The sequence below is a fragment of the Streptomyces sp. T12 genome (assembly GCF_028736035.1).
In the GTDB taxonomy this organism is placed as follows: Bacteria; Actinomycetota; Actinomycetes; order Streptomycetales; family Streptomycetaceae; genus Streptomyces.
The window spans coordinates 3,072,951-3,085,840 of sequence record NZ_CP117866.1 but is presented as its reverse complement, the minus strand read 5'-3'; the positions used below and the strand labels follow the sequence as shown (position 1 = coordinate 3,085,840).

The 12,890-nt window shown below is 68.0% G+C and carries 9 protein-coding genes and 1 pseudogene; 2 read left to right on the top strand and 8 right to left on the bottom strand.

The annotated features are described in order from the left end of the window. Positions 1 to 175 precede the first annotated feature (175 nt). Complete coding sequence (locus tag PBV52_RS13745) at positions 176 to 1,162, top strand: arabinan endo-1,5-alpha-L-arabinosidase (protein ID WP_274238637.1); 987 nt, start codon at positions 176 to 178, stop codon at positions 1,160 to 1,162. Further along, positions 1,144 to 2,577, top strand: a complete 1,434-nt coding sequence (locus PBV52_RS13740; protein WP_274238636.1) for a family 43 glycosylhydrolase — start codon at positions 1,144 to 1,146, stop codon at positions 2,575 to 2,577. Before PBV52_RS13745 ends, PBV52_RS13740 begins: the two co-directional genes overlap by 19 nt. A gap of 10 nt (positions 2,578 to 2,587) precedes the next feature. Here PBV52_RS13740 and PBV52_RS13735 read toward each other — a convergent pair whose 3' ends face one another. The 8 genes and pseudogenes from PBV52_RS13735 to PBV52_RS13700 all read right to left on the bottom strand — a co-directional run bounded on the left by PBV52_RS13735 (position 2,588) and on the right by PBV52_RS13700 (position 12,865). Beyond that, on the bottom strand, positions 2,588 to 4,195 hold the full coding sequence (locus PBV52_RS13735; RefSeq protein WP_274238635.1) for a histidinol-phosphate transaminase: 1,608 nt from the start codon (positions 4,193 to 4,195) through the stop codon (positions 2,588 to 2,590). A gap of 182 nt (positions 4,196 to 4,377) precedes the next feature. Next, positions 4,378 to 5,439: pseudogene (locus PBV52_RS13730) on the bottom strand (aldose epimerase family protein); the annotation flags it as partial. A 51-nt stretch (positions 5,440 to 5,490) separates the two neighbouring features. After that, positions 5,491 to 6,735, bottom strand: coding sequence for a multiple monosaccharide ABC transporter permease (gene mmsB, locus PBV52_RS13725; protein ID WP_274238634.1), 1,245 nt, complete (start codon positions 6,733 to 6,735; stop codon positions 5,491 to 5,493). Continuing rightward, on the bottom strand, positions 6,732 to 8,282 hold the full coding sequence (mmsA, locus tag PBV52_RS13720) for a multiple monosaccharide ABC transporter ATP-binding protein (protein WP_274238633.1): 1,551 nt from the start codon (positions 8,280 to 8,282) through the stop codon (positions 6,732 to 6,734). Before mmsA ends, mmsB begins: the two co-directional genes overlap by 4 nt. A 32-nt stretch (positions 8,283 to 8,314) precedes the next feature. After that, positions 8,315 to 9,427, bottom strand: coding sequence for a multiple monosaccharide ABC transporter substrate-binding protein (gene chvE / locus PBV52_RS13715; protein WP_373921861.1), 1,113 nt, complete (start codon positions 9,425 to 9,427; stop codon positions 8,315 to 8,317). Positions 9,428 to 9,569: 142 nt separating this feature from the next. Beyond that, a complete protein-coding gene (locus tag PBV52_RS13710) occupies positions 9,570 to 10,538 on the bottom strand; it encodes a hypothetical protein (RefSeq protein WP_274238631.1) in 969 nt (322 codons plus the stop codon). Positions 10,539 to 10,659: 121 nt separating this feature from the next. Then, positions 10,660 to 11,664, bottom strand: a complete 1,005-nt coding sequence (locus PBV52_RS13705; RefSeq protein WP_274238630.1) for a zinc-binding dehydrogenase — start codon at positions 11,662 to 11,664, stop codon at positions 10,660 to 10,662. Positions 11,665 to 11,701: 37 nt separating this feature from the next. Further along, positions 11,702 to 12,865, bottom strand: coding sequence for a mandelate racemase/muconate lactonizing enzyme family protein (locus PBV52_RS13700; protein WP_274238629.1), 1,164 nt, complete (start codon positions 12,863 to 12,865; stop codon positions 11,702 to 11,704). Positions 12,866 to 12,890 lie beyond the last annotated feature (25 nt).

The following is a 12,890-nucleotide window of genomic DNA, read 5'->3' as shown; positions in this document are numbered from 1 at the left end:
CGCCACCGTCCGACCGGTGAACGGCCCACGCTCCCCGGAACCCACACCTGAGCGAAACCTGGTTCGTGCGCGAACCATTGACGCGCAAGACGTTCGATTCTACGGTCCGTTCGAACTTGCGAGCATTGTTCGAAATATCGAGCAGAGTATGCCCCCACCCGCAAGGAGAACCCGCATGAGCCGCACGAGCCGCACTCTCCGCAAACGAACCGCCCTCCTCGCCTTCCCCACCGCCGCCCTCCTCGCCCTGATCCCCTCCACGGCGTCGGCCTACCCCAACCCCGGCCGGGTCACCGGCTCCGTCGTCACGCACGACCCGACGATGATCCGCACCTCGTCCGGCCAGTACCTGCTGTACGCCACCGGCGGTGGCATCGCCAGCAAGGCGTCGTCCGACCGCACCGCCTTCAGCGCGGGCGCCGACGCCTTCGGCAGCCGCCCCGGCTGGTGGTCGACCTACTCCTCCGTGCCGGAGGCCTGGGCGCCCGACATCTCGTACCAGGGCGGCAAGTACCTGATGTACTACTCGGTCTCGAAGTTCGGCTCGAACACCTCCGCCATCGGCCTCGCCACCTCCAGCACCGGCCGGCCGGGCAGCTGGAGCGACCAGGGCACCGTCTACACCTCCAGCTCCGCCAGCGACTACAACGCCATCGACCCCAACCTCTTCGTCGACGGCGACGGCAAGTGGTGGCTGTCCTTCGGCAGTTGGTGGACCGGCATCAAGATGATCCAGATCAACCCGTCCACCGGGAAGCAGCTCTCCTCCAACACCACCCGGTACTCGCTCGCCTCCCGCCCGACCGGCACCAAGGCCGTCGAGGCGCCCTACATCGTCAAGCGGGGCGGCTACTACTACCTCTTCGCCTCCTACGACACCTGCTGTGCCGGCACCAGCTCCACCTACAAGGTCAAGGTCGGCCGCGCCACCAGCGTCACCGGGCCGTACGTCGACAAGAACGGCGTCTCGATGATGAACAACGGCGGGACTGCGGTCCTGGAGTCGCACGGCAGCGTCATCGGCCCCGGCGGACAGTCGATCATGAACGACTCCGACGGCGACCTGATCGTCTACCACTACTACGACGGCAACGACAACGGCACGCCCAAGCTGGGCATCAACCTTCTGAACTGGAGCACCGGATGGCCCGTCGCCTACTGACCCTGCTGGCAGCACTGTTGCTGGCCTTCTCGATCGGGCAGCCGTCCGCGAGCGCGGCCTCCTTCGCCAACCCGGTCAAGACCCAGAAGGGCGCCGACCCCTGGATCTCGTACTACAACGGCAACTACTACATGGTGACGACGAGTTGGACCGACGTCATCACCATGCGCAAGTCCACCACCCTGGCCGGCCTCGCCACCGCCCCCAGCGTGCAGGTGTGGAAGGGGGACGCGGCGAGCCGCTGCTGCAACATCTGGGCGCCCGAGATCCACTTCCTGGGCGGCCGCTGGTACCTGTACTACGTCGCCGGGCAGAACATCTCCGACTACAACCCGACCCAGCGCACCCATGTGCTGGAGAGCGCCGGTTCCGACCCCATGGGGCCGTACACCTACAAGAACCAGCTCAACTCCGTCTGGATGCTGGACGCGACGGTGGCGACCATCAACAACCAGCTGTACCTCTTCGGCAGCGCGACCGGCGGCGGCACGCAGAACATCGTCGCGGCCCGGATGTCGAACCCGTACACCCTCGCCACCGGCTTCTCCACCGTCTCCACGCCGACCTACGACTGGGAGCGCAACGGCACGGTCAACGAGGGGCCGGAGATCCTCCAGCGCGGCGGCAAGACCTTCCTCATCTACTCGGGAAGCGGCTGCTGGACCCCCGACTACAAGCTCGGCCAGCTGACGCTCACCGGCTCCGACCCCCTGTCGGCCTCCTCCTGGACCAAGAAGTCCACACCGGTCTTCCAGCGCAGTGACGCGAACGGCGTGTACGGCCCCGGTCACAACGGCTTCTTCACGTCCCCCGACGGCACCGAGAACTGGATCGTCTACCACGCCAACGACAGCGCGAGCGACGGCTGCGACAACGGCCGTACGACACGGGCGCAGAAGTTCACCTGGAACTCCGACGGCACCCCGAACTTCGGCACCCCTGTCCGTCTCGGCGCCTCCCTCGCCGGCCCCTCCGGGGAGCCGTCCAGCGTCTCCACGACGTACACGATCGTCAACCGCAACAGCGGCAAGTGCCTGGACGTGGCCGGGAGTTCGACCGCCGACGGCGCCAATGTCCAGCAGTGGACGTGCGGCGGCGGCAACAACCAGAAGTGGCGCCTGGAGGACCTGGGGGACGACACCCACCGGTTGGTCAACGTCGCCAGCGGCAAGGCTCTCGACACCGAGAACTGCTCCTCCGCCGACGGTGCCGACCTGCGCCAGTGGTCCTGGCTGAACAACACCTGCCAGCGCTTCCGCTTCATCGCCACGGACAGCGGCTACGTCCAGATCGCCAACCAGGCCACGGGCAAGGTGGCCGACGTGGCGAACTGCGGAACGGCGGACGGTGCGGACGTACGCCAGTGGACGTGGCTGAACAACACCTGCCAACAGTGGCGCCTGAACCCGGCCTAGCGAGAAGGCGCTACCCGACCTGCCCCATCCCCGCCGCATTCGGCCAACTCTGACTGTTGGGCCATCCGGTGGCCGGTGCGGGGGCGAGTCCCGGCCCCGTAGTACCCCGCACCTGCGCGGCCGTAAGCCCACCCCGAGCCGGCACCCCCGGCGGGGTGGGCCCGGGAATCGCCGCCGCAGCCGGCGCCAAAGGCGAGGGGAACGGCGCCGGAGCGGGCGGGGCGGGGGCGGGCATGGGAGCCGGGGCGGGCACCGGCGCCGGGGCCGGAGCCACCGGAACCGGCCCCGGAGCCACCGGAACCGGAGCCGGCATCGGCATACCGGCGGCGGCCGGCTGCGGCTGCGGTTGAGCCGCCGCGGGCATCCCCGCCCCCATGCCCATGGCCTGCGCGGCGAGCCCCTGCATACCCGCGCCATTGGTGGAGCTGACCAACCGGTCCACGGCCGCCGTACCCGAGCTGTAGTTGGTCCCGGTACCCAGCTCGGGTACGGCGGCTCCCCTCCTGGACCCGTAGAGCACCTGCTCCAGGCCGGACACCAGGCGACGCACGTCCACCTGGGGGCGCACCACGAGGCGCAGGAAGCGGCTGGACGAACCGATCTTGTTGCCGCACTCGCGGACCAGGATCCGGTGCTCGGTGAGCAGCCGGTCCCGGACCACGGTGCCTTCCGCGCCGACGGGGAGGCGCACGAAGAGGAAGTTGCCCTGGGACGGGTAGACCGTCAGACCGGGCAGCGCGGAGAGCTGGCTGGCCATGTCGAGGCGGTCCCGGCGCACCTGATGGAGGCTCTGCGCGTACTCGGGGCCGTGGTTCTTGAGCATGAACACCACGTGCTCGGCGAAGGCGTTGAGGTTCCACTTCGGCAGCATCGTGCGGACCATGCCCGCGAGCGCCGGGTTGGCGACCAGGTAGCCGAAGCGGATGCCGTGCAGGCCGAAGTTCTTGCCGAGGCTGCGCAGCACGATGACGTTCGGGCGCAGCATCGCCTCCTGGACCACCGACGGATCCTGCTCGGCGTCCGCGAACTCCAGGAACGACTCGTCGATGATGACCAGGTCCAGGTCGGCCATCGCGTCCATGAACTGTACGAGCGCGTGCTTGTGGAGGTAGCCGCCGTCGGGGTTGTTCGGGTTGCAGATCACCGCGACCCGTGTGCCCCTGGCCCGGATGAACTCGGCGTACTGCGCGAGGTCCAGGGCGAAGCCGCTGGACTCCTGCAGGGGGAACATGTCGACCCGCTTGCCGGTCTCCATCGGCTGGTCGGTCCAGCGGCCGAACGTGGGGACGGGGATGGCGAGGGACTCACGGACCATCAGGTGGTCGATCCAGGTGATCAGCTCCGTGGAGCCGTTGCCCATCGCCACGCACTGCGGCGGGAGTTGGAGCAGGCTGCACAGCTCGGCCGTGATGGTGTCGGCGCTGCTCGGGTAGTAGGTGATGATGTCCCGCAGCCGTGCCCCCATGTCCGCGAACATCTCCGGTGTCGGGAAGTACGGGTTGCAGGGGATGCAGAAGTCGACCGGACCGGCCCCGTCGCCGCCCTCACGCGTCAGCGCCGCCATCGACGGGCTGTGTGCCGCGGTGCTGCGGAACAGCGAGGTGACGTTGTCGGCCATGGAACCTCCGTATGGGGCGGGCCCGGCGGGGACGTCCGGGCCCGTCGTCTTGGGTGGCCCGCGCGGGGGAGCACGGGCCGCCCATACATACGGAGGCTGGGGTGGCGCTGTTCAACCACTGAGAAATCGGTGAGAACTTGTGTGTCACCTGTGAAGATCCGTCAGAGGGGATGTCTCAGGCGTCAGCGGCTGAACGAGTGCACCGTCGTCGAACGGTACGTCTGCCCAGGTCGCAGCACCGTCGACGGGAACGACGGCCTGTTCGGCGAGTCCGGGAAGTGCTGCGTCTCCAGGCACAGCGCGTCGCCCTGCCGGTAGGTGCGCCCGCTCGGGCCGACGAGGGTGCCGTCGAGGAAGTTGCCCGAGTAGAACTGCAGGCCGGGCTCGGTGGTCGCCATCCGCAGGGTGCGGCCGGAGGACGGGTCCTTCACGGTGGCGATCCACTCGGGCTTCGGCGAGATGCCCTTGTCGAGCACCCAGTTGTGGTCGATGCCCTTGGCGTACAGCAGCTGCTGGTGCGCCTCGCGCAGGTCCTCGCCTATTCGCTTGGTGCGGCGGAAGTCGAAGGGGGTGCCCGCGACCGGGGCCGGCTCACCGCTGGGGATGAGGCCCGAGTCGACGAGGGTGTAGCGGGACGCGGCGATCTTCAGCTCGTGGTTCTCGATCGTGCCGCTGCCCTCGCCGGCGAGGTTCCAGTAGACGTGGCTGGTGAGGTTGACGACGGTGGCCTTGTCGGTGGTGGCCTCGTAGTCGATGCGCCAGTCGCCGTGCTTGGTGAGGGTGTACGTCACCTTCACCTTGAGCGTGCCCGGGTAGCCCATCTCGCCGTCGACGGATGTGTGGTACAGGTACAGGCCGACGTCCGAGCCCTTGGTGAACGGCTCGACGTCCCACACGTGCTTGTCGAAGCCCTCGGCGCCGCCGTGCAGGCTGTTCGCGCCGTCGTTGACGTCGACCTGGTAGGCCTTGCCGTCGAGCGTGAACCGGCCCTTGCCGATGCGGTTGCCGTACCGGCCGATCAGGGCGCCGAAGTACGGGCTCCCCGCGACGTAGTCCTCGATGTTGTCGAAGCCCAGGCAGACGTTGGCGAGCCGGCCGCGGCGGTCCGGGATCTCCAGGGACTGCACGATGCCGCCGTAGGAGAGGACCTTCATCCGCGTGCCGCCGTTGGCCAGCGACCAGCTGTAGACCTCCGTGCCGTCGGCGAGCTTGCCGAAGAGGGACTTCACCGGCGTATTGCCTCCGTCGCTGAAAAGAACAGGGCCCCGCCTTCCGGCGGGGCCCTCCTGCTGCGCTTACGAACCGACCTTGCGCTTGTTCCACACGTCGAACCCGACCGCCGCCAGCAGCACCAGGCCCTTGATGACCTGCTGCCAGTCGGTGCCGATGCCGACGAGGTTCATGCCGTTGTTCAGCACGCCCAGGACCAGGCCACCGATGATCGCGCCGAGGACGGTACCGACGCCGCCGCTCATCGACGCGCCGCCGATGAACGAGGCCGCGATCGCCTCCAGCTCGAAGTTGAGGCCGGCCTTGGGAGAGGCCGCGTTGAAGCGGGCGGCGAAGACCAGACCCGCCAGGGCCGCGAGCATGCCCATGTTCAGGAAGACCAGGAAGGTGACCTTCTTGTCCTTCACACCCGACAGCTTGGCCGCGGGCAGGTTGCCGCCGATGGCGTAGATGTGGCGGCCGATGATCGCGTTGCGCATGACGTAGCCGAAGCCGACGAGCAGCACGCCCAGGACGAGCAGCACGATCGGGGCGCCCTTGTAGCTGGCCAGCAGCATCGTCAGCGTGAGGATGGCGGCGCCGAGCGCGACCAGCTTCAGCAGGAACAGCTTGAAGGGCGGGACGTCGAGGGAGAACTCCTGCTGCCGGCGGCGGTCCCGGAACTCCTGGAAGACCACGAACGCGATCATCGCGAAGCCCAGCAAGAGGGTGAGGTTGTGGTAGTTGGTGTTCGGGCCGACCTCGGGCAGGAAGCCGTTGGAGACCTTCTGCAGACCCTCCGGGAACGGGCCGAGCGTCTGGCCCTCCAGGAAGATCTCCGTCAGACCGCGGAAGATCAGCATGCCCGCGAGGGTCACGATGAAGGATGGTATGCCGCCGTACGCGATGAAGAACCCTTGTGCGGCACCCGCGAGGGCGCCCATCGCCAGGCAGAGGAGGACGGCGAGTGGCCATGGCATGTCGTTCTTGACCATGAACACGGCCGCCATCGAGCCGACGAACGCCGTCAACGAGCCGACCGACAGGTCGATGTGGCCCGCGATGATGACCAGCATCATGCCGATCGCGAGGATCAGGATGTAGCTGTTCTGCAGCACCAGGTTGGAGACGTTGCGCGGCAGCAGCAGGTCGCCGTCGGTCCACACGGCGAACAGCACCACGATCAGGCCGAGGGCGATCAGCATGCCGTACTGCCGCATGTTGCGGCGCATGCCCTCCATCACCAGCTGGAGCAGGCCGTCGCCCGCGGCCCCTCCGCTCTTGCCCGGCGGCGCGGGGGCCGGGGTCTTGGCGGTCACATCCGTGCTCATCGGGATACCTCTTTGTCCTTTGTCATCTGACGCATCAGCGATTCCTGCGAGGCCTCGGCCCGCGAGAACTCGCCGGTCAGCCGCCCCGCGGCCATCGTGTAGATGCGGTCACACATGCCGAGCAGCTCCGGCAGCTCGGAGGAGATGAAGACGACCGCCTTGCCCTGGGCGGCCAGCTGGTCGATGACCGTGTAGATCTCGTACTTGGCACCGACGTCGATGCCACGCGTCGGCTCGTCCAGGATCAGCACATCGGGACCGGCGAAGATCCACTTGCTGAGGACGACCTTCTGCTGGTTGCCGCCGGACAGCTTGCCCACCGGTTCGAAGACGGTCGGCGCCTTGATGTTCATGGACTTGCGGAAGCCCTCGGCGACCTGCCGCTCCTCGTGCTCGTCGACCACGCCCCGCTTGGCGACCTTGCCCAGCGCGCTGAGCGAGATGTTGCGGTTGATGGTGTCGATGAGGTTGAGGCCGTAGTGCTTGCGGTCCTCCGTGACGTAGGCGATGCCGTGCTTGACCGCCTCGGGGACGGACTTCGTACGGATCTCCTTGCCGTCCTTGAGGACCGTGCCGCCGGCGTAACGGCCGTACGTGCGCCCGAAGACGCTCATCGCGAGCTCGGTGCGGCCGGCGCCCATCAGGCCCGCGATGCCGACGATCTCACCGCGCCGCACCTGGATCGACACGTCGTCGACGACCTTGCGCTGCTGGTCGATCGGGTGGTGCGCGGTCCAGTTGCGGATCTCCAGCGCGGGGGCCGCGCCTTCCTCCGGCTCGTGCGGGGTGCGGTCGGGGAAGCGGTGCTCCAGGTCCCGGCCGACCATCCCGCTGATGATCCGGTCCTCGGTGGTCTCCGGCGCCTTCACATCGAGCGTCTCGATGGTCTGGCCGTCGCGGAGGATCGTCACCGAGTCGGCGACCTTGCGGATCTCGTTGAGCTTGTGGGAGATGATGATCGAGGTGATGCCCTGCTTCTTCAACTCCAGGATCAGATCCAGGAGTTTGTCGCTGTCCTCGTCGTTCAGGGCGGCGGTCGGCTCATCCAGGATGAGCAGCTTCACCCTCTTCGACAGCGCCTTCGCGATCTCCACGAGCTGCTGCTTGCCCACGCCGATGTCGGCGACGCGGGTGTCCGGGTGGTCGCTGAGTCCTACCCGGCGCAGCAGCTCGGTGGCGTGCCGCAGGGTCTCCCGCCAGTCGATGAACCCGCCCTTGGCGTGCTCGTTGCCGAGGAAGATGTTCTCCGCGAGGGAGAGGAACGGCGACAGCGCCAGCTCCTGGTGGATGATGACGATGCCGCGGTGCTCGCTCGCCCGGATGTCCTTGAACTCGCAGACATCTCCCTCGAAGAGGATGTCCCCTTCGTAGGTGCCGTGCGGGTGGACGCCGGAGAGGACCTTCATCAGGGTCGACTTACCGGCGCCGTTCTCCCCACAGATGGCGTGGACCTCGCCCTGCTGGACGGTCAGTGTGACGTCCGACAGCGCCTTGACGCCGGGAAAGGTCTTGACGATCGAGCGCATTTCCAGGACGGGTCCCGCCATGGTCGTGCCTTCCAATCAGAGTGGGCGGGTGGTTACTTGAGGTCGCTTTCCTTGATGTAGCCGGAGTCGACGACCGCCTCCTTGTAGTTGGTCTTGTCGACGCTGACCGGCGTGAGCAGGTAGGCCGGGACCACCTTGGAGCCGTTGTCGTAGGTCTTGGTGTCGTTGACCTCGGGCTTCTTGCCGTTGAGCGCGGCGTCGACCATGTTCGAGGCCACCTTGGCGAGTTCGCGGGTGTCCTTGTACACGGTCATCGACTGCTCGTCGGCGATGATCGACTTCACCGAGGCGACCTCGGCGTCCTGACCGGTGACGATCGGCAGCGGCTTGTTCTTGGAGCCGTAGTCGTCGGACTTCAGCGCCGAGAGGATGCCGATGGAGATGCCGTCGTACGGCGAGAGGACCGCGTCGACCCTGCCCGACCGGTACTTCGAGGTCAGGATGTCGTCCATGCGCTTCTGGGCGGTGCCGCCGTCCCAGCGCAGGGTGGTGACCTGGGTCAGCTGGGTCTGGCCGGACTTGACGACGAGCTGCTTCTTGTCGATGTAGGGCTGCAGGACCTTCATCGCGCCGCCGAAGAAGTAGCGCGTGTTGTTGTCGTCGTTGGAGCCGGCGAACAGCTCGATGTTGAACGGGCCCTTCTTGGAGCCGTCCTTCAGGCCGAGCTTCTCGACGATGTAGTTGCCCTGGAGCTCGCCGACCTTCTCGTTGTCGAACGACGCGTAGTAGTCGACGTTCTTGGTGCCGAGGATGAGGCGGTCGTAGGAGATCACCGGGATGTTGGCGTCGGCGGCCTGCTGGAGCACGTTGTTCATCGACTTGTTGTCGATGGCCGCGACGATCAGCGCCTTCACGCCCTGCGTGATCAGGTTCTCGATCTGCGAGACCTGCTGGTCCGGGTCGTCCTCGCCGTAGACCAGCGTGGTCTTGTAGCCCTTGGACTCCAGGTCCGCGACGACGTTCTTGCCGTCGGCGATCCAGCGCTCGGAGGACTTGGTCGGCATCGAGATGCCGATGGTCCCGCCCTTGGCGTCCCCGCCGTCGTCCTTGCTGCCGCCCTCACCGCTCTGGCCACAGGCGGACAGGGTGAGGGCGAGGGAGGCGGCTCCGGCTATGGCGGCGAGTGCGGCTCTGCGAGTGCGCATGGTCATCATCCTTGATGTGTGTGTGGCAGGGCTCGGTCTGGCGATGCGAAGACGCTGCCGCGAGGGCTGTGCTGGTTGACCGAGGGTGTGTCGGATTGTGTTCGACTGCGTCGTCTTCTGTGAAGAGGGTTTATCCGGAACGTTATGCGGGAATTTCGAATCGCTTCAGCGTCCCGGGCAGCCGTGAACCGAGAGGCGCCATATCGCCGTCAGCTCCGTGCCGTGCGAGCAGGTCCAACGCCAGGCGTCCGCGCCGTACGCGTTCCTTGGCGGTGGCCAGCGTCAGGTCCCGCATGTGGTGCCCGTAGGGATAGATCCCGGGCGCCTTGGAGAGCCCGAACTTCAGGTAGAGCGGTGCGCCGCGCCGGATCAGCTCGGCGACCTCGTACATCCGGATGTAGCCGCCCAGATCGTCGGGGGCCTCGATGTACATGTCCATGGGGGCGGCGGAGACGCGGCGGATCTCGGTGAGGTGATCCAGTGTCAGGTCGCTCGGCACGTTGATCGAGTCGCCGCCGAGGTTCTCGTACACGGCGTACGCCGTCGGGTTGACCGGACCGATCAGCGCCGACACCTTGAGCGTCGTGTCGGCCGGCAGGATCCCCGCGGCCCGCGCCCGGTGCAGCGTCCACAGCACACCCTCGTCGGCGACGAGGAGGCACTTCACGCCCAGCTCGGTGGCGCGTACGGCGTCCTCGACGCACCCGGCGACCGCGTCGTGGCCCCGGGCGCGCAGCCCGCCGCCCTTGGAGTCGGTACGGGTGGAGCCGCCGATGTCCCAGGTGCCGCGCGGGCCGGTGAACAGGCAGAGCTCGATGTCGCGCTCGGCGGTCGCCTCCACCATCTCGGTGATCTCGGCGTCGGTGAGCATCCAGATACCGCTGCCCTGGCTGATCCGGTGGATCGGCACATCGAGCCGCGAGGCCTCCTTGAGGACCACGCCGAGCGCCTCGGGGCCCTCCACGGAGGGAACCTCGGTGCGCCAGCGGCCACCGCCGGGGAAGGTGTGCGGAGAGGCGTCGGAGGGGTCGAGGGCGGGCGCCCCCAGACCGAGTGCGGCGAGCGCCTGCTCGCCGGGGCGGCGTGGCGTCTGAGCGTTGGTGTCGGTCACAAGCTGTCCTTCATGTTCGATATATCGGACGAGGGTCGCGGCTCTGGTCGTGCGGGGCTTTGGGTGTACGCCGGTACGAAGTCGTCAGGTACCCCGTACCGGCGTACGGCTCAGGGGTGTGTCATGGCCGCAGCAGGACCTTTCCGACCTTCGGGTCGCCGGACCCCACCAACTCGATGGCCTGCGGGAACTCCTCCAGCGGCAGCTCGTGCGTGACCAGCGGCAGCGGGTCGAGGAGTCCCGCCCCGAAGACCCGCACGGTGTGCGCCCAGGCCTGCGGCGCCGCGCCGAACACGGTCTGCACCTCCAGCTGCCGTACGACGAGATCGGTCGGGTCGAGCCCGTCCGCGCCCGGCGCCGGGATGCCCGTCAGGATCAGCCGTCCACCGCGGCGCAGCAGGGCGGCGGCGGTGCGCGCCGCGTCCGCGGACCCGGCGGTCTCGATGACGACGTCGAAGTCGTCGGGGAGTTCCTCGTCCTTGGTGCGGAAGTCCGTGGCGCCGAACCGCTTCGACAGCTCGGCCCGGTCCGGACGCGTCCCCACGACGAGCAGCTCGGCCGGCGAGCCCGCCTTCAGGAACTGAACGGCGAACATCCCGAGCGTCCCCGTGCCCACCACGGCCACCCGTTCGCCCGGCACCGCGTTCGCCTTGAGCGCGGCGGCCGCGATGCACGCGGCCGGCTCCAGCAGCGCCGCCGCCGTCAGATCCGCGTCGTCCGGCAGCACGTGCAGCAGCCGGGCCGGAAGCGTGAGTGTGGTGGCCATGGCGCCCGGCTGGGTGAAGCCGGTCTCCTCGTAGCCCGCCGTGCACAGGGTGGTCTCGCCCGCGTGGCAGCGGTCGCAGACCTGGCAGTTACGGAAGCCCTCGCCCACGACCTTGCGGCCCACCAGGCTCGAAGGGACGCCGTCACCGACCGCCGCCACCGTCCCGGACCACTCGTGGCCCGGCGTGAGCGGATAGCGGACGTACCCCTCCGGCCGGTTGCCCTGGAAGACCTCGCGGTCACTGCCGCAGATCCCCGAGGCGTGCACCCGGACCAGGGCCTCGCCCGCTTCCGGCTGCCGGGGCTCGTGCGGGACGAGCCGGTGCTCGCCCGGAGCCTCGATCACGACGGCGGTGCTCACTGGGTCCTCCCGATGCCGGGCCGGCGGGTGTGGGCGCTCACTCAGTGCCCTTGGGCTTGCGCTGCTCCCAGCCGTCGGCCCACAGGTCGAACCGGGCCTGCTGCTGCGGGAACTCCGCGGCGGCGTCGACGTCCAGCTCCACACCGAGACCGGGCTCGTGGGAGAGGTGGAAGCAGCCGTCCTCGGGGTTCACCTGGGGGGCGCCCTTGATGACCTTCTTGATCTCCGCGTCCGCGAAGTCGTTGAAGTGCTCAAGGATCTTGAAGTTGGGGGCGGTGAAGCCGACCTGGAGGGAGGCGGCGGTCAGCACGGGCCCGCCCACGTTGTGGGGCGCGACCAGCATGTAGTGCGTCTCGGCGGTGGCGGCCAGCTTACGGGTCTCCCAGATACCGCCGATGTGGCCGACGTCCGGCTGGATGATGTCCACGGCCTGGCTCTCGAAGAGCTCACGGAACTCGATGCGATCGTGAATGCGCTCACCCGTGGCGACCGGCATGTCGACCTTGGCGGCGACCTTCTCCAGCGCCTTCAGGTTCTCCGGCGGCACCGGCTCCTCCAGCCACGCGGGCTTGAAGGGCGCCAGCTCCTTGGCCAGGCGGACGGCCGTGGCGGGGGAGAACCGGCCGTGCATCTCCAGCATCAGCTCGGCGTCCGGGCCGATGGCGTCGCGCACGGCCTCGATCAGGGAGACCGCGTAGAGGCTCTGCTCGTGGTCCAGCTCGAAGTGGCCGGTCCCGAACGGGTCGATCTTGAGCGCCCGGTAACCGCGCTCCATGACCTTCTGGGCCGCCTTGTGGTACGCCTCGGGCGTCCGCTCGGTGGTGTACCAGCCGTTTGCGTACGCCTTGACCTTGTCGGTGACCTTGCCGCCGAGCAGCTGCCAGACCGGCACGCCGAGCGCCTTGCCCTTGATGTCCCAGCAGGCCATCTCGATCACGGCGATGCCGGACATCACGATCTCGCCGGCCCGGCCGTAGTCGCCGTACTTCATCCGCTTGACGAGATCCTCGACAGCGAACGGGTCGGAGCCGAGAATGTGATTGGTCTTCGCCTCGTGCAGATAACCGAGCAGCGCGTCGGTGTGGCCCAGCATGCGGGTCTCGCCGACGCCGGTGAGTCCCTCGTCGGTGTGCACCTGGACGTAGGTCAGGTTCCGCCATGGCGTTCCGACCACGTGTGTGCTGATTCCCGTGATGCGCACGGTACTCCCTGTCCTCTTCGGTCTG

Excerpts from the sequence above, each read along its gene's own strand:
- PBV52_RS13745 (WP_274238637.1), top strand. The coding sequence starts at position 176 with ATGAGCCGCACGAGCCGCACTCTCCGCAAACGAACCGCCCTCCTCGCC.
- mmsB (WP_274238634.1), bottom strand. The coding sequence starts at position 6,735 with ATGAGCACGGATGTGACCGCCAAGACCCCGGCCCCCGCGCCGCCGGGC.
- PBV52_RS13740 (WP_274238636.1), top strand. The coding sequence starts at position 1,144 with ATGGCCCGTCGCCTACTGACCCTGCTGGCAGCACTGTTGCTGGCCTTC.
- chvE (WP_373921861.1), bottom strand. The coding sequence starts at position 9,427 with ATGCGCACTCGCAGAGCCGCACTCGCCGCCATAGCCGGAGCCGCCTCC.
- PBV52_RS13735 (WP_274238635.1), bottom strand. The coding sequence starts at position 4,195 with ATGGCCGACAACGTCACCTCGCTGTTCCGCAGCACCGCGGCACACAGC.
- mmsA (WP_274238633.1), bottom strand. The coding sequence starts at position 8,282 with ATGGCGGGACCCGTCCTGGAAATGCGCTCGATCGTCAAGACCTTTCCC.